Source organism: Acinetobacter guerrae (assembly GCF_009372255.1).
GTDB lineage: Bacteria > Pseudomonadota > Gammaproteobacteria > Pseudomonadales > Moraxellaceae > Acinetobacter > Acinetobacter guerrae.
In genome coordinates this window covers 153777-170026 of sequence record NZ_LXGN01000056.1, presented here as the reverse complement: position 1 = coordinate 170026, position 16250 = coordinate 153777, and the positions used below count along the sequence as shown (strand labels likewise).

Annotated in this window: 17 protein-coding genes; 5 read left to right on the top strand and 12 right to left on the bottom strand. The window is 38.5% G+C overall.

Annotated features, from left to right (window positions below; translation table 11 throughout):
- Nucleotides 1-13: 13 nt before the first annotated feature.
- Complete coding sequence (locus A7A69_RS14180; RefSeq protein ID WP_151979891.1) at nucleotides 14-1330, bottom strand: ammonium transporter; 1317 nt, start codon at nucleotides 1328-1330, stop codon at nucleotides 14-16.
- A 280-nt stretch (nucleotides 1331-1610) separates the two neighbouring features.
- Entirely contained in the window at nucleotides 1611-2261 is a 651-nt protein-coding gene (locus A7A69_RS14175; RefSeq protein WP_120369818.1) for a response regulator, read from the bottom strand.
- 370 nt (nucleotides 2262-2631) lie between these two features.
- Between A7A69_RS14175 and msuE the strand changes: the two genes are divergently transcribed.
- Nucleotides 2632-3375 (top strand): FMN reductase, encoded by a 744-nt coding sequence (gene msuE / locus A7A69_RS14170; RefSeq protein ID WP_120369948.1) that lies wholly within the window; start codon nucleotides 2632-2634, stop codon nucleotides 3373-3375.
- 47 nt (nucleotides 3376-3422) lie between these two features.
- A complete protein-coding gene (gene sfnG, locus A7A69_RS14165; protein ID WP_152878215.1) occupies nucleotides 3423-4532 on the top strand; it encodes a dimethylsulfone monooxygenase SfnG in 1110 nt (369 codons plus the stop codon).
- A gap of 99 nt (nucleotides 4533-4631) precedes the next feature.
- Here sfnG and A7A69_RS14160 read toward each other — a convergent pair whose 3' ends face one another.
- The gene (locus A7A69_RS14160) at nucleotides 4632-5036 is read right to left on the bottom strand and encodes an Lrp/AsnC family transcriptional regulator (protein WP_152878213.1); all 405 of its coding nucleotides are present in this window, start codon (nucleotides 5034-5036) and stop codon (nucleotides 4632-4634) included.
- A 107-nt stretch (nucleotides 5037-5143) separates the two neighbouring features.
- On the opposite strand from A7A69_RS14160, the gene A7A69_RS14155 reads away from it, so the two are divergent.
- Nucleotides 5144-5683, top strand: a complete 540-nt coding sequence (locus tag A7A69_RS14155; RefSeq protein ID WP_152878211.1) for a cysteine hydrolase family protein — start codon at nucleotides 5144-5146, stop codon at nucleotides 5681-5683.
- 234 nt (nucleotides 5684-5917) lie between these two features.
- Here the strand turns inward: A7A69_RS14155 and A7A69_RS14150 are convergent, their stop codons facing one another.
- From A7A69_RS14150 to acs, 7 genes are all read right to left on the bottom strand, one after another.
- Complete coding sequence (locus A7A69_RS14150) at nucleotides 5918-6295, bottom strand: hypothetical protein (RefSeq protein WP_152878209.1); 378 nt, start codon at nucleotides 6293-6295, stop codon at nucleotides 5918-5920.
- 431 nt (nucleotides 6296-6726) lie between these two features.
- Nucleotides 6727-7185 (bottom strand): NF045616 family extracytoplasmic (lipo)protein, encoded by a 459-nt coding sequence (locus A7A69_RS14145; RefSeq protein ID WP_152878207.1) that lies wholly within the window; start codon nucleotides 7183-7185, stop codon nucleotides 6727-6729.
- Nucleotides 7178-7843 (bottom strand): zinc protease, encoded by a 666-nt coding sequence (locus A7A69_RS14140; RefSeq protein WP_152878205.1) that lies wholly within the window; start codon nucleotides 7841-7843, stop codon nucleotides 7178-7180. Before A7A69_RS14140 ends, A7A69_RS14145 begins: the two co-directional genes overlap by 8 nt.
- Entirely contained in the window at nucleotides 7821-8363 is a 543-nt protein-coding gene (locus tag A7A69_RS14135) for a PAAR domain-containing protein (RefSeq protein WP_152878203.1), read from the bottom strand. The genes A7A69_RS14140 and A7A69_RS14135 overlap by 23 nt, the downstream gene beginning before the upstream one ends.
- Nucleotides 8356-8619 carry a PAAR domain-containing protein gene (locus A7A69_RS17055; RefSeq protein WP_421721596.1) on the bottom strand — a complete coding sequence of 88 codons (264 nt, stop codon included), beginning with the start codon at nucleotides 8617-8619 and terminating at the stop codon, nucleotides 8356-8358. The genes A7A69_RS14135 and A7A69_RS17055 overlap by 8 nt, the downstream gene beginning before the upstream one ends.
- A gap of 383 nt (nucleotides 8620-9002) precedes the next feature.
- Nucleotides 9003-10181, bottom strand: coding sequence for an acyl-CoA dehydrogenase family protein (locus tag A7A69_RS14125; protein WP_152878201.1), 1179 nt, complete (start codon nucleotides 10179-10181; stop codon nucleotides 9003-9005).
- Nucleotides 10182-10320: 139 nt separating this feature from the next.
- Complete coding sequence (acs, locus tag A7A69_RS14120; protein WP_152878199.1) at nucleotides 10321-12264, bottom strand: acetate--CoA ligase; 1944 nt, start codon at nucleotides 12262-12264, stop codon at nucleotides 10321-10323.
- A gap of 305 nt (nucleotides 12265-12569) precedes the next feature.
- Between acs and A7A69_RS14115 the strand changes: the two genes are divergently transcribed.
- Both A7A69_RS14115 and A7A69_RS14110 read left to right on the top strand, forming a co-directional pair.
- Nucleotides 12570-13154: a DUF805 domain-containing protein gene (locus tag A7A69_RS14115; protein WP_152878197.1), complete on the top strand. Its 585-nt coding sequence runs from the start codon at nucleotides 12570-12572 to the stop codon at nucleotides 13152-13154.
- Between the two features lie 85 nt (nucleotides 13155-13239).
- On the top strand, nucleotides 13240-14232 hold the full coding sequence (locus A7A69_RS14110; RefSeq protein ID WP_120369949.1) for a mechanosensitive ion channel family protein: 993 nt from the start codon (nucleotides 13240-13242) through the stop codon (nucleotides 14230-14232).
- Here A7A69_RS14110 and A7A69_RS14105 read toward each other — a convergent pair.
- Both A7A69_RS14105 and A7A69_RS14100 read right to left on the bottom strand, forming a co-directional pair.
- On the bottom strand, nucleotides 14209-14916 hold the full coding sequence (locus A7A69_RS14105; protein ID WP_152878195.1) for a 16S rRNA (uracil(1498)-N(3))-methyltransferase: 708 nt from the start codon (nucleotides 14914-14916) through the stop codon (nucleotides 14209-14211). The genes A7A69_RS14110 and A7A69_RS14105 overlap by 24 nt on opposite strands.
- Complete coding sequence (locus A7A69_RS14100) at nucleotides 14913-16214, bottom strand: 3-deoxy-D-manno-octulosonic acid transferase (protein ID WP_152878193.1); 1302 nt, start codon at nucleotides 16212-16214, stop codon at nucleotides 14913-14915. The genes A7A69_RS14105 and A7A69_RS14100 overlap by 4 nt, the downstream gene beginning before the upstream one ends.
- Between the last annotated feature and the right edge of the window lie 36 nt (nucleotides 16215-16250).

Here is a 16250-nt window from a genome sequence, read left to right as displayed (position 1 = left end):
CGCATTGCCTGTTTTAAGGAATGTGTTCTCCGTGCTGAGCCAGATCCAATCCAAGTTGTTCCTGTTCTTCATTCACTCTAAGTCCTACAATCTTGTCGAGAATGAATAAAATGACAAATGAAATCAGCGCACTATAAATAAAGGTCACGACCGCACCAAGCGCCTGTATCGCGACACTCGCATCGACACCTGACAGTGTTTTTTGAGCAAAAACACCTGTTAAAATTGCTCCAACAATTCCACCAACGCCATGAATTCCAAATACATCGAGAGAATCATCTGCTTTGAGTAATCGTTTTAAGCCCGTTGCTCCCCAGTAGCAGCATACGCCTGCTAATAAGCCAATCATCAGCGCACCACTGACTCCAACAAAGCCCGAGGCTGGAGTAATTGCGACCAACCCTGCGACTGCGCCTGAACAAGCACCCAATAAAGTTACTTTTTGACGCGCTAAATATTCCACTAAACACCATGTTAATGCACCTGCGGCAGTTGCAATCTGCGTCACTAACATCGCCATACCAGCACGACCATCAGCAGCTCCAGCCGAACCCGCATTAAAACCAAACCAGCCAATCCACAGTAAAGATGCGCCAATAAAGGTATACATCAAGTTATTGGGAATAAACGGTTCACGTCCATAGCCACGGCGTTTCCCCAACATATATGCGCAAACCAGACCTGCTGCTCCTGCATTAATATGCACCACCGTACCACCGGCAAAATCAAGTGCACCCATTTGAGCTAACCAGCCGCCCGGTTCCCATACCCAATGTGCTACAGGTACATAAACCAGTAAAATCCAGAACACCATAAACAGTAACATGGCTGAAAAGCGCATTCGTTCAGCAAAAGCCCCTGTGATCAATGCAGGTGTGATGATGGCAAAGGTCAACTGAAACATAATCCAGACACTCTCTGGAATACTTGGCGCAATATGGCTTACCGAAAGTTTTTGTTGTACTAAATTGAAATCGACTCCGTTTAACATCATGCGATCCAACCCACCAATAAACGGTGAATTTGGTGTAAAAGCCAGACTATACCCAATCACGACCCATAAAATGGTGGAAACACATACGATGATTAGACTTTGTAAGGAAGTTGCCAATACGTTCTTTTTACGTACCATTCCCGCATAAAACAAAGCAATTCCGGGTATGGTCATCAATAAAACCAGTGCAGTTGAAGTGAGCATCCATGCTGTATTTCCTGCGCTAATTGTACTCATGTCGGTCATATATGGTGCAGTTTCCGCCCAAACTTGTTGGGTTGATGTAATCATCCCAAGTAGCATAAACACTGCATATTTCAATTGATTATTCTTCACACGCATCCCCTAAGGCCACTGGTGCCTGCCCCTTTTGTAATTGTGATTTAAATGATGACTAGAGTGGATTTAGCAAAAAACGCGCCAACGATTTATATTTATTTCTCTTTTTAATTGAAATAGTTAATTTAATGTCAATAAGTGTGATGGATTTAACATTTTTCCAAAATATAGTTTGGATTCCAATTTTCCTAAACCATGATTCATGCATTTTCACGCGATAAAAAAAGGATCTCACTAGAGATCCTGAATACATAAAATAAATGCTTTTTCACATGCTTTATTTTCTTTTTTCTTCAATATTTAAGGCATTAATCGCAAGAACTGCCTGAGTACGATTTTGTACGCCTAACTTTCTGAAGATAGCAGTAACATGGGCTTTAATGGTTGCTTCTGAAACATCCAATTCATAGGCAATTTGCTTATTTAATAGACCTTCAGCAACCATCATCAAAACGCGGAACTGCTGTGGCGTCAGCGATTGAATGCGTTCTGCCAATTCAGTTTCATCCGCCGCTCGCGGATCAAAGCTGACATTATTGGATAAATTTGGCGGCAACCAAATTTCACCTTCAAGTACCTGACGAATCGCTTCACCAATATGGCTTGGATGCGCTGACTTTGGAATATAACCCATCGCGCCATGTGCAATCGCGCGCTGAATAATAGATGCTTCTTCATGCGCAGACACGACAATGATCGGGATAGCTGGATATTGCGCCCGCACATGTACCAATGCCGAAAAGCCTGAGGCACCTGGCAAATTTAAATCAAGCAATACCAGATCAGGCTCTGCACCGCTCTCTAGACGCTCATAAAACTCATTGACGGCGGCAGTCTCATGAATCTGCGCTTGCGGAAAACTATACCGCACAGCTTGAATGAGAGCATGACGAAATAATGGATGATCATCAACGATTAATATATTCATAAGCGAAAAGAGAAATCTTTGGCAGGGTCAGTTTTATTCTAACCATACTCTGGCTATTAAGGATATGCCATATTACCCAATTTTTCGCCTAAATGTCGTATTGGCAGGTAATTTTGGTCAATTTTTTCCAATTTTAAGATCAAGAAAAAGTTCAGCAATTTTTTATATAATCACGTTTCGCAATGAGGCAAATATATGATTTTAAATTATATCCATGATATTCAGATAGTTATGTAAAAAAAAATTAATGTGAGTAAATGATTGAGGATATATCTTAAAAAAAGATAAATTTTGATCATTTCCTTATTTTACCTAGACAGCTCAATAGGAATTAATAAAGACAGTTTTATTGATGTTATCGAGTTTATTTATGTCTAGTTCTCATGGTTCATTCAGTCCTTTAAATATTGTTGCAGTTTCTGGTGGTTTAAATACCCCTTCAAAAACAGAAGCACTGGTTCAGGAAATTTTAAATGAACTGGGTGAAGCAACTCCAATCAATGTACATTTTATTAAATTTAGTGAAATTGGACATTTGTTAGGGGGCGCAATTTATCGCAATCAGCTTCCGCAACGTGTACAGGATGACTTAGCCAAAGTAGAAGCAGCAGATGCGCTCATCGTTGGTACTCCTGTTTATCGCGCTTCATTTACTGGTTTATTTAAGCATTTTTTTGATTTTGTTGAACAAACAGCCTTAGTCGATGTACCTGTGCTTTTGGCAGCATCGGGCGGTAGTGATCGTCATGCTTTAGTGTTAGAACACCAGTTACGTCCATTATTTAGTTTTTTTCAAGCACAGACTTTACCAATTGGCGTATATGCCACAGATCGTGATTTTACGCCTGAGTACACCATTAAAAGTGAATTACTAAGAGAACGAATTACCTTAGCAGTTGCCCGTGCCTTACCTATTTTGGAATGGGCGCCTGCCAAAGGTCAGCGTGCTGAAGTGATCAAAGCCAAAACTGAACAGGCCAATCAAAATCTGGGCATTAACAAACAAATTGAACAGGATGAAGTACTTCCTTCTGCAGCAGTCCCAAGTCTGGATGCAGCGGAATCTCGTTTGCACCATAAAACCAGCAAAACCTTAAAAAGCAATGTCGCCTAACCATGAACTAAACATAATAAATTTAAGATGATCCAGAGGGTTATACCATGACACAACTTTCATCTCAGCCGATTAAATTTGCCTACTGGGTTCCAAATGTCAGTGGTGGACTCGTCGTGAGTAACATTGAACAACGTACTGACTGGAGCTACGACTATAATGTCAAACTGGCACAAGCAGCTGAAGCCAATGGCTTTGAATATGCACTCACCCAGATTCGTTTCACCGCAGGATATGGCGCAGAAAATCAGCATGAGTCCGTGAGTTTTAGTCATGCTTTATTGGCAAAGACTGAAAAGATCAAAGTTATTGCGGCTATTTTACCCGGCCCATGGAAACCTGTGCTGGCGGCGAAACAACTGGCAACCATTGATTATTTAACTAATGGGCGAATTGCTATTAATGTGGTCAGTGGCTGGTTTAAAGGCGAGTTTGATGCGATTGGTGAAGAATGGCCTGAGCATGATGAACGCTATGTACGTTCCGAAGAATTTATTCGAAGTATAAAAGGTATATGGACGACGGATCACTTTAGCTTCGATGGGAAATATTATCAGTTTAAAGACTACAATTTAAAGCCAAAGCCGATTCAGAAACCATATATTGAAGTGTTTCAGGGTGGAAGTTCACGTGCTGCACGAGATATGGCATCGCGTGTTTCCGACTGGTATTTCACCAACGGCAACACTGTTGAGGAAATCCAAAAACAGGTGGATGATATTCGTGCAAAGGCTAAAGCAAATAATCATCAGGTTAAAATTGGAGTCAATGCCTTTATTATCGCCCGCGATACTGAACAAGAAGCTCAGGCAGTTTTACAGGAAATTATTGATCAAGCCAACATTGAAGCAGTCAATGCCTTTGATGATGCAACTCGTCAGGCAGGTGCAGCCAGTCCTGAGGGTGAAGGCAACTGGGCAAAATCAACTTTTGAAGATCTGGTGCAATATAACGATGGCTTTAAAACGAATTTGATTGGGACGCCTCAACAAATTGCCGAGCGTATCGTGGCACTCAGAAATGTTGGGGTAGATTTGATTCTTTCAGGCTTTTTGCATTTTATTGAAGAAGTGGAATATTTTGGTGAAAAGGTTTTACCTTTAGTTCGTGAGTTAGAGTTACAACAACAGGTGCAAACCACTGCGAAGTCGGCTTGAGTCGAATAAGCTTGAATAAAAACAATAAGAAGTATGCTGTAGCATAATAATAATCACTCGACCTCAAGACTCGGCTTGAGGTCTTTTGTTTTAATGATTTCAAAGTTCTATACGTTTCACAACGGTTTCAACTGAATAACGACAGTCAATTGAAATTTGATCAATAAAATGATGCAGTTCATGCGGTGCAAAATGTGCGACCAGCATATAGCACGCGCCACCCATGACCTTATATGCAGCATCAATTTGTTCAAACTTCGTTAGTATCTGCTCTATTTCTGAAAATGTCGGTTCATTTAAAAATAATTGAATAAACTGTTGGTGTGAATGGGCAATATCAAGGGTATAACGCTGAATCACGCCTTGTTCGATCAATTGATTAATCCGTGCACCGACAGCCTGACCTGTGCGATGAACACGCTCACCAATCTGCTTATGACTCAAGCGCGAATCCTGTTTGAGTAAAGCCAGAATTTTTAAATCAATTGGGTCAAATCTATCCATTTTTTTCACTATGAAAAACAAATCACCAGTTTTATTTCAGTAAAGCATAGCCAATCTATACGATCAAACTTAAGCTGTAATGAATACAAGAAATATGGGAAAAGCACATGAAAAAAGCATTACTGGTAATTGATGTGCAGAATGATTATTTTGAAGGCGGTGCAATGCCACTAGCTCTTCCAGAGTTAGCACTTGCTCATATTAACCAACTCGAAGCACTTTTTTTGGCAGAGAATTTACCCATCATTTATGTCCAGCATATTAACACGCCCGAAGCACTATTTTTTCGCCCTGAGACACATGGAGTCGCCTTACATCCACAATTACAGGTTCGAGATGATTCTATTGTGATTGAGAAAACATTACCAAATAGTTTTTTAAAAACTTCTCTTGGGTATACGCTTCAACACCTTCATATCGAACAACTGGTGATTACAGGCATGATGACACATATGTGTATTGATTCTACTACACGGGCAGCAGCAGAATGTGGCTATCAACCTATTTTAATTGCAGATGCCACCGCAACCCGAGATTTAAAATTTTGTGATCAAATAACTTGCGCTGCTGATGTGCAAATTGCTTTTTTAGCTGCACTTGCTACATTTGCAAAAGTTAAAAATACTCATGAATTTATTCAAGTTTGATTTTTAGTATCTTTAAAAACTTTTGCCGGAAGTTCATAAAAAATATCACTATATCTAACTCGCCCTTTAGGATATTTCTTCTGTGAACCAGCTAAAAATTCATCATATACTGCTTTAGGGATTGTAATTTTCTTATATTCTCTAAATTTAGCATGTGGCTTGTTTGTATTATCTATGCGGCTTAGACAGTTGCCATACTTTTAATATGTCTAACTTCCTAAGCCTCTTTTTTAATTAGTTAATAAAAAAAATTTTCTGATTTTTTATAATTTTATCATATTTCGAAGAATTATATAAATTTAAGCAGTTCATCATGATAGAAGTAGAACCTGTCGATTTATAAATTCTATTATATTTTAATAATCCTTGATCTATGAAATTTTTAATATTTTTATAAGCATTTTCATCATATGAACCATTTTGGAAATATCCCCCCATTGCTAATGATGCTTCATCTATTAATCCTTGATTATTTGATTTTGTAAGACAATAAGTAAATCCAAAATTCTTCAAATTAATTTCGTGATCATTCATTCCTGATGCTGATAAATTTTGAGCATGTACAGAACTTATGAAAAAAAAAGTTAGAAATGTGAATAAAATTTTAATCATTTTAGATTCCAAAAAAGTATTTCTGTTGTAATAACATTAGGTTGAAGGTTTTATAATCTTTTTAAGTCATTTTTTAAACTATGGCTAATATGGAGTAAGAAAAAATTAGAAAAATTAAAGGTAAATTTGAAACTAAACATAAAAAATTTCAAATGTGGAGTAATAAAAATTCCGAATTCTGATCATAATTTTTTAGAAAATTTATGGCAGTTTCTAAGAAGATTGTATTATTTTTTGGTTTTTTCATAAAGAAAAAAAAAGCATTCAGATTGCTTGATTGAAAAAAATGAGTACAATATTTCTATTTGAAGCTGCAGTATTTGACGAAATTTTGAGTTAAGTTAAGTTCTTTCTCTGAAAAAACATCTATCTCTGATTGCTGCTCCGCACAAGGCATTATGTTAATTTTAGAATAACTAAATCTCAATCGATTAAAAAAAATTAAATATCTTTTGCCAGAATGATAGTTTTATTGTTTCACATCTATTGGAATTAAAATCTCTAATAAAAATTTTTCTATTCTCATATGAAACACAAAACTTTTTACCAAAAATAAAACGACCAGCTTCTAGTACGACTAAATATGGTTCATTTTCAATCAAATTTTGTGTAGGTTTTAATGTACTCAACTGAATGCATTGATCTTTTTTTGGATAATTTTTACTGAAATCTTCAGAATATGAACCTATTGTAATCATATTGTTAGGTTTAAAAAGATGTATATAATATTTTCCGTTTAAGTCTGTATTATCAATATATAAACAAAGTTGATTGTCTTTAACTTGAATATTGACCTCTCCGCTAGAATACTGTCTACTAACAGCAGTCGCATAGCTCACTGCAAATATAAAAAGAAAAATAGCTACTACAATTTTTTTAGGATTAATCAAACCAGTAATTCTCCTGTCCATGTTGTTTACTTATTAATTCTTTATTACTTGGATTTACTATAAATTCAGATAGTACTCTTGCTAGATCTGTCTTATTTCTAATATTCGATGCATGCAAATTAACGGCATCATGTCCTTTCGAGTACCTATAAATGGTATCGAAATAGTGAGAAATAATCTCAGCTTGTTGTTCCATATTGTATTCATTAAATTTTTTGTTTTTATCTACTAGATCGTAATCATATGCAAGTGCACGTGAAGTATAACCACCATTAATATCTGTATTTATTCCTGCTACCGCATTCGAATATCCCAGTTGATATTGCCAAACATGAGTCATTTCATGGATATACCACAATTTTAATGTCGCTTCGACACTATCTAAACCGAAATCTTTAGTATTGTTATAAGATTGATTCGGTAAATGAATTTTACCAAAAGGAGTCATTGCACTATTACTTAAATTCGGCAATCCCAACAATCCTCCACGTATAATTTTAACTTTACTGTAATCAATTGAATTTTTGAATACTTCTTTTGCCATATTTATTTCATTTATGGTTAGTGATCTTTGAGAATTAACTTTTATTTTTTTAATCTCATAATCACTGCCTTGCTTAGGTGTTAATTTACTTTTATCGCTTACAACAATAGTCATTATGTTCGCCCTCAGAAAGTATATTTATTTCAATTTCATCTGGATTTTCACTTGTGATAGCTTCTGTGTATCCATTACCATCCGTATGTCCTTTTTTCATTACAATACCTGTCATAGATATTTCATAACATACATTAATTAATGGTTTTCCTGTTTCTTCATCAACGATTAAGAATTTTTGTCCATATTGCTTTTTAGTTTGTTCAACAAAATTATTCATTGTATTACTATTCTGACTATGAGAATAATAACTACCACTATCTCCGACCACATGACTCTGCTGAGGCTGAATGGTTGCACCACAGGTTAATTTATCTCCAGCATAAGCAACAGACTTTCCATCTATGATGATATGATCATGACTTTTAATGACTGTAGACCAACATTTACATTTAGGGCAAAAGTGACCATCTCCAGCTCGAACAAACAGATTTCCTTGCTGTGAACTTCTCATTTGCGTAGAGGGAACAATCCCACCGTGATTTGTTGGCGCATTATGAATTGCAAAACCTTTAGCCATGATTAACCCCTTTAGTAGCTAAAAATCCTTCTGGTAATTTTTCACCCTTAAAAATATGAATCGCAACCGTATGGTTAGGACTGTCGATAATTTCATCGCCATTGTCTAGGTGGCTACCGACTAATGCAGCAGCAATCCCGTCAACCATACAGACCCTCCCTGCACCTAAAATAATCTTGGCAATTGTGCCATCGGTATAAATCACATCATCTCCAACTCGAGCAATTGATAGACTACCAATTTTCCCTTCTGTCACACTGGATTTAACACCACCCTGTTTAGTTTTAGATCCATTGACAGCGAGGTAATATGTTGTTTAGGGCAGTGTTGAAAATATCGATGTTCGGCCTTTAAGGTTTGTTCAATATCATCTGGCGACATTTGTTTTAATTGTTCAAATGTTAATCTGTTTAGAAAAATTGGACTGATCATTTTTATATCGGTTTATATTTTTAGATATAAAAATTATAGATCGTTTACTTTTTTGATTTCTTGTCAGTTAGAACCTAAAGTCAGGGCTTTAGAAGCTAAGCGAAATAAGAAAATTTATCGAATACCTGCCCCATCTCAATGTTAAATTTTCATTGAGCAAAGAAATAAATATGCATGATTTTAAAACACCAAAAAATTTATTTACTTTTAAGAATAAAAACTCGGCTCAGGTACTTTCCCCGTCAACACCCATTCACCAACTTCCTGATATTTATAATCAATTGGGTCGTGTAAGGTTTGAGTACGCACATTGCGCCAGAACCGATCCAGATTGAGTTGAGCAGTTGTTGCACGTGCGCCCATCACCTGAAAAATATTCTGAGTAATAAAAAGACTTGTTTGCGTTGCTGCTATTTTTGCTGTGGCAATCGCGACAGATACTTCGCCACGTTGCTGTGAGGTTAATTGTTCCCCTTTCTGCCATGCTTGCTGTAAAGACTTGACTGCTTTTTCTGTCAACAAACGAACACTTTCAAGCTGAACATAAAATTCGGCAAAATGCTTTTGAATATAGGGATCTTGGATTGCGGTTTCAACAGTCGCTTTAAACCATGCTTTTTGCTGCTGAACGGACTGTTTCGCCGTTTCGAAAGCACCTTCTGCTACACCTAAGAACAAATGCACAAAGATTAACTGGGCAATCAACGGCCTTAAACTGGCATAAGGTGTACTTAAAGGGCCGGGATTTAACAATAATTCATCTTTAAAAATTTTGACCTGCTCAAAATGAGTCGTACCACTATCGGTTTGGCGTTGCCCCATATTGTTCCAGTCGCCTAGAAAACAAATACCTGCGCGTTGACTTGGAGTGACACCGATGAATAACTTATCGTTCAAATAACCTGAACAGAGCAAAAAGTCAGAGTCCATTGAACCAGAACAAAAGCTTTTATCTCCGTGAAACAAATATTCATCTTCATTTAATGCTTCAACTTGTACACGTCGATCTAATGGATTGAGTGCATTCCCCCAAAATAATTGTTGTTGCGTTGTTTGCTCAAACCATTTGGCATATTGTTCAGGTTGGGAAAATAATTGCACTGTTGCAATGAGCAAATGATGAAATCCATAAACATGTGCCAGCGAACTATCAGCCCGTGCAATGATTTGAATGGTTTTAAAAATGGTTGTCCAGTCTGCTCCAATGCCTCCATATTGTTTAGGGACAGATAAACTCAATAAACCACTTTGGCGAATTAAATCGCGTTCTGTTTTCGGATTACCGCCTTGTTTATCACGAACCGCTGCCGTTTTTGCAAATTCAGATGCCAATCTTTCGGCAATTCCAATCGGATCGATGTTCAATGAGAAATCAGCGGTTGTCATGCTTTTTTATCCTTGCTTTATTTTTTAAATCAAATCGATAGCCTAACAAAATTAAGCCTGCTGCTTTATCACAATCTTTAAAATACTCAGCTCTAAAATAAAAATACCGTCTTGGAGACGGTATTTTTATCTCACTGTTTTAACGATCTGGATAAACAGTTGCAATCAATTGCTCAACCACTACAGGTTCTGCCAGTGTTGAAGTATCTCCTAAGCTGTCCAGTTCATTTGCCGCAATTTTTCGTAAAATGCGTCGCATGATTTTCCCTGAACGCGTTTTTGGCAAAGCAGGCGCCCAGTGCAAAGCATCAGGTGTTGCAATTGGCCCAAGCTGTTTGCGTACCCATTGTACTAATTCTGCTCGTAGTTCTTCAGACTCAGGGACACCTGCCTGTAGCGTTACAAAAGTACAGATACCTTGACCTTTAATTTCATGCGGCATTCCCACTACTGCAGCTTCTGCAACATGTTCATGAGCCACTAGCGCACTTTCAATTTCAGCAGTCCCCAAACGATGCCCAGAGACATTTAAAACATCATCCACACGCCCTGTGATCCAGTAATAACCATCTTTGTCACGTCGCGCACCATCGCCAGTAAAATAGCGACCTGCAAATGTTGAAAAATAGGCTTCAATAAAGCGTTTAGGATCACCCCAAATTGTTCGCATTTGACCCGGCCATGAATCCTTAATCACCAAATTCCCTTCAGCTTCGCCTTCTAGTTCGTTACCTTCTCCATCCACTAGCGCAGGCTGCACACCAAAGTAAGGTCGAGTTGCAGAGCCAGGTTTCAACGCAGTAGCACCAGGAAGCGGGGCAATCAAAATCCCACCTGTTTCCGTTTGCCACCATGTGTCTACCACAGGGCAACGGCCTTCACCGACCACACTGTAATACCATGACCATGCCTCAGGGTTAATCGGCTCACCCACTGTACCTAACAGTCTTAAACTGCTGCGGTCACTTTCACGTACAAACGCATCGCCTTCACGCATCATGGAACGGATTGCGGTAGGTGCCGTATATAAAATGGTGACATTATGTTTATCGACAATATGACCTATACGCGCCCATGTTGGGTATTGCGGAACGCCTTCAAACATTAAGGTCGTCGTTCCGTTAGACAAAGGTCCATAAAGCAGATAACTATGCCCTGTGATCCAACCCACATCGGCTGTACACCAATAAATATCATCTTGTTTTAAATCAAAGACTTCTCTAAAGGTCGAATTCACATAAACCAGATAGCCACCTGTTGTATGCAGTACGCCTTTGGGTTTTCCAGTTGAGCCAGAAGTATAAAGAATAAATAATGGATCTTCCGCGTTCATCGGTTCAGGGGGGCAAATCTCATCGACTTCTGTAATGACTTCGTGATACCAAAGATCACGCCCTTGTTCAAAGTGGATTGGATTACCTGTTCGATGTACCACGATGACATGCTCTACGCTATGGGTTCCATCCAGTTTTAGTGCTTCATCGACACTTTCCTTAAGCGGCAGTTGTTTCCCACCACGCATACCCGCATCTGCAGTAATCACCAGTTTAGCTTGACTGTCTTCAATTCGACTTGCCAGAGAATCTGGTGAGAAACCTCCAAACACGACACAATGCACCGCACCAATACGTGCACATGCCAACATGGAGATTGCCGCTTCGGACACCATTGGCATATATAACACCACACGATCGCCTTTAGAAACGCCATATTTTTTTAATACATTGGCAAAGCGACAAACTTCTTCATGCAATTCTTTAAACGAAATAATTTTGTGGCGAGAAGGATGGTCACCTTCCCAAATAATGGCAGGTTTATGTGGATGTTCTTTGAGATGTCGATCCAGACAGTTTGCACTCACATTGATCTGACCATCAGCAAACCATTCGATCTTAAAATTTTCTGCCTCGAAACTGGTATTTTTAACCTGAGTAAATGGTTTCATCCAGTCCAGTCGTTTCGCTTCGGCTGCCCAAAACTCTTCAGGTTGCTCGATCGATTTCTGATAGCGCTCAAAATAATCTGTTTCAAGCGTCCGCGCTGTTTTTTTAAATTCTTCGGGTACTGGATAGATTTCATTCATGCTGTTCCCTTCCTTGATATTTGATATCTCATCTCGAGATCTTGTCACTTGGTCATTTACTTATTGATTTTTCTTTACCTTTAAGCAGTATGAACATAGCTTAAAAGCGCACACAATAATGCTTTGGTCTTAGTCCAACATAGCCTAATTTTTTATTTCAGACATTATCTTTTCTAACAAAATTATTGATTTTTTGTGTACTTAGCTATACTTTTTTTAATGAAGATTTCAAAATATGATCTCATTTATTTTTAAAAAATGTAACATTTCATCCTGATATAAACATTCCAAAAAACGAGGGAAACATGACACAGCCATCTTCCAATTCTCCTTTCTTTGCCAGAAATAGTATTGAAATAAAAGATAATCCTTTATCTCCCAATGGCCGTTTTAATCGTCTGAGTTATTTGGGATGGTATGGTTTTTTAAATATCGTGACCGTTATTGCTTATCTGGCTTTAGGCGTATTTGTTGGCGTGTTTAGTCTCAATACCTTTTCCATTAATGATCGGGTTATGGATTTATTTAGTGGTGCTATGGGCATAGGGGTGCTGATTTTATGGGTAGTTGTAGCGTATTTTCATATTGTTTTTTTAATTCGCCGTTTGCATGATCTCAATCGTAGTGGATGGTTGTGCTTATTGCTTCTGATTCCAATCGTACAGTTTCTGTTTATGCTTTACGTGATTTTTGCCTCTGGAACAAAGGGCTTAAATGATTATGGTGCGCCTCGCAGTTCTGCCGTATGGGAAAAGATTTTGGCTTGGCTCATGATCATTGTTATGATTTTAAGTCTATTTTCTTTTGCCAGCTTGATTTCATTTATGTCAAGTTCAGGCGAACTGCAAAGTCCTACACAGATCGTACAAAAAGGCACAAGCTATTTCTAAACAGAGTTAGATCGCAGTTGAGGGATATAGGTGATCGTACTACACTATCGCCTTGTTTTTGAAAGCTGATATTTTGGAAATCAATGTGGCAGAAGATAATAAACTGAGCGATGTCGCAACAGACACCGCTCAACTCATTCAACAAGCAGGTGAGAAAACCACAAAATCAGTGATCCAGCACACTGAAAAATACCACGATGCTTATACCACTATTGATAAAATCGTGGATGGATTTTGGGAACGTGTGCCTTATCTCTGTATTGCACTTGCTGTATTTCTTATTTTTTGGCTGCTCACTAAATTATTTAAATTTTTCATTGCCAAAACACTCACCAATCGTAGTTATACCCGACAAAATCTGGTCTTGGTACTTAATCGGGTTGGTAGTGTTCTGATCTTGTTTTTTGGCTTTCTAATCGCATTGGTTATTGCGATTCCAGGCTTTACCCCAAGTCAATTGGTCAGCGCACTCGGGATTGGCTCAGTTGCCATTGGCTTTGCTTTTAAAGATATTTTCCAGAACTTATTATCGGGTGTCCTGATTTTATTGGGCGAACCCTTTCGCATTGGTGATGATATTATTGTCAATGGGATGGAAGGAACCGTTGAAGATATTCAAATCCGCGCGACTTTTTTACGCTCACCCGATGGCCGTCGTTTAGTCATTCCCAATGCAACAGTTTATACCAGCGCAATTACGGTCAATACCGCTTATCAACGTCGTCGCTGTGAGTTTGTGGTGGGTATTGGTTATGAAGATGATGAACAAAAAGCCAAAGAGATTATTTTAAATATTTTAAATAATAATCGTAATGTTTTGAGTCAACCTGCGTTTAGTGTCAATGTCACAGCATTGGCTGATTTTTCGGTGAATTTAACCGTACGTTGGTGGATTGATACCACTGAAACCAATATCGCAGCATCGGTGAGTGAAGTTCAGGCAGAAGTCAAACAAGCCTTTAATGCGCAAAGCATTAATATTCCTTATCCAATTCAAGAGCTGAAAGTTCATCAGAATACTCCCGAACTTACCAACACTCAGTCTGCTCCTGATTCAAGCAAACAAACGCCCCAGTAAATAAGACACTGCGGTTTCAGTTCTTAAAATACGGTTGCCCAGATGATAAACCTGACAACCGTTTTTTTTCATCAAATCCACTTCATAGGGAATAAATCCCCCTTCTGGCCCAATAATAACTGTACAGGCATGACCAATGGCCTGTGGCATGGATTTTTCTGCATAAGGATGTGCTAGATAAGCAGGCTTATCTATATCGATCATCTGAGGTAAAACATCTTCAACAAAAGGCTTAAAACGTTGGTATAACTGAATTTCTGGCGCATATACATCGCCTGCCTGTTCCAGTCCTAAAGTCACATAATGATCGAGTTGTTGTAAGAAAGGCGTTTGCCAATAGCTCTTATCCACACGATAACTGTGGATAAGTATCAACTTGTCCACACCCAGTGTGACACTGTCCATGACTAAACGACGTAACACTTTGGGTCGAGGCAAAGCGACAATTAAAGTCACAGGAAGCTTTGCAGGAACAAACTCTTTTTGAATAGGCTCAACCCAGATTTTATCGTGATCAATTTTTTTAATTTCAACCAGATAACGCGCTAAATTTCGAATACCAACTTTTAAATGCTCACCGACTTTTAGTTTTAGATGCTGAATAATATGTTGATATTGTCTAGGTTGCTGAATGATCCATAATGCGTCCTGACAATCGTCAGGTTCCAGTAACACAATATTCATTCATCTGCCGCCTGCTGATCCAAATACTGATCAATCACGGATATATGGCGTTGTAATGAACCCTGATTACGCGCTAAAAATTGCTGTGCCTGAGTTGCCATATGTTTTGCAGCTACTTGGTCATATAAATAATGTCGAAATGCCACGGCTGCACTTATGGCATCAGAAACAATATCAATCGCCTGTTCAGCTGTACATTGATCCACAATATTTTGAAAATTAAAATAACGTGGGCCAATCACGGTTGGGACATCCAGCGCCATTGGCTCCAAAATATTATGACCGCCCCCTGGCTCATTGAGCGAACCACCGACAAAACAGACCTGACTTAAGGCATACCACAGCCATAATTCTCCCATACTGTCTGCCAAATAAACTTGGCTATCAGGCTGAATGGACTGCCCTAAACTACGTCGTTGGGTATTTAAATTTAATTTCTGACAGAGCTGAAAGACTTCATCAAAACGCTCAGGATGACGAGGTACAATGATGCACATCAAGGCAGGATTATTTTTTAAATCTTCCAGTAAAGCTTCCAGTAATAATTGTTCTTCTGGTGCATGAGTACTGGCAAGTGTAATGATTTGCCGTTCTTGCAACCGCCATTGTTGTTTGAGTTGCTCGGCTTGCTCAAGAAAATGTCTTGGTGCTGAAATATCAAACTTAATATTGCCAACAACTTCAGTTTTTTCAGCTTTCAATCCCAGTTCAATATAACGTTGTTGCGTAGATAAATCTTGTGCGAGTAAACAGTCCATTTTACTCAGCATTGCTTTAGTTAAACCTGCGACTTTGGCATAACCTTTAGCCGATTTTTCAGATAGTCGGGCATTAAGCAGCATAATCGCAATCTGATGCTGCTTGGCTTGATCGATCAAATTTGGCCATAGCTCTGTTTCGACCAACGCTAAGAATCGTGGCTGATATTTTGCAAAAAACTGTTGGAGTAAATCAATTTGATCGACTGGTAAATACACCGCCTGAAATAAATCCAGATACGGCTGTTTCAAAAATAGGGACTTAGCGCGTGCCTGTCCTGTTTTGGTGGTATTGGTGACTAAAACGGGATAGCCCAATTTTAAATAATGTTCAATCAATGGCTGTGCGGCATTGGTTTCACCCACTGAAACTGCATGAAACCATAAGGCATGACGATTTTTAACAGGCTGAAATGGCCCAAAACGCTCCAGACATTCCTGTTGATAGAGTGCATCTGTTTCAGCGCGCTGTTTGATCTTCCAGCGATAAAAAGGCTTGATACACGCCAATAAAAAGTTATACCAAAATGGAGTCGCCAAATAATTTGATCTCAATTCATTTTACAGGGCTTGAAT

Excerpts from the sequence above, each read along its gene's own strand:
- A7A69_RS14115 (WP_152878197.1), top strand. The coding sequence starts at position 12,570 with ATGACACAGCCATCTTCCAATTCTCCTTTCTTTGCCAGAAATAGTATT.
- A7A69_RS14125 (WP_152878201.1), bottom strand. The coding sequence starts at position 10,181 with ATGACAACCGCTGATTTCTCATTGAACATCGATCCGATTGGAATTGCC.
- A7A69_RS14160 (WP_152878213.1), bottom strand. The coding sequence starts at position 5,036 with ATGGATAGATTTGACCCAATTGATTTAAAAATTCTGGCTTTACTCAAA.
- A7A69_RS14105 (WP_152878195.1), bottom strand. The coding sequence starts at position 14,916 with ATGAATATTGTGTTACTGGAACCTGACGATTGTCAGGACGCATTATGG.
- A7A69_RS14135 (WP_152878203.1), bottom strand. The coding sequence starts at position 8,363 with ATGGCTAAAGGTTTTGCAATTCATAATGCGCCAACAAATCACGGTGGG.
- sfnG (WP_152878215.1), top strand. The coding sequence starts at position 3,423 with ATGACACAACTTTCATCTCAGCCGATTAAATTTGCCTACTGGGTTCCA.
- A7A69_RS14150 (WP_152878209.1), bottom strand. The coding sequence starts at position 6,295 with ATGATTAAAATTTTATTCACATTTCTAACTTTTTTTTTCATAAGTTCT.
- A7A69_RS14155 (WP_152878211.1), top strand. The coding sequence starts at position 5,144 with ATGAAAAAAGCATTACTGGTAATTGATGTGCAGAATGATTATTTTGAA.
- msuE (WP_120369948.1), top strand. The coding sequence starts at position 2,632 with ATGTCTAGTTCTCATGGTTCATTCAGTCCTTTAAATATTGTTGCAGTT.
- A7A69_RS14140 (WP_152878205.1), bottom strand. The coding sequence starts at position 7,843 with ATGACTATTGTTGTAAGCGATAAAAGTAAATTAACACCTAAGCAAGGC.
- acs (WP_152878199.1), bottom strand. The coding sequence starts at position 12,264 with ATGAATGAAATCTATCCAGTACCCGAAGAATTTAAAAAAACAGCGCGG.
- A7A69_RS14175 (WP_120369818.1), bottom strand. The coding sequence starts at position 2,261 with ATGAATATATTAATCGTTGATGATCATCCATTATTTCGTCATGCTCTC.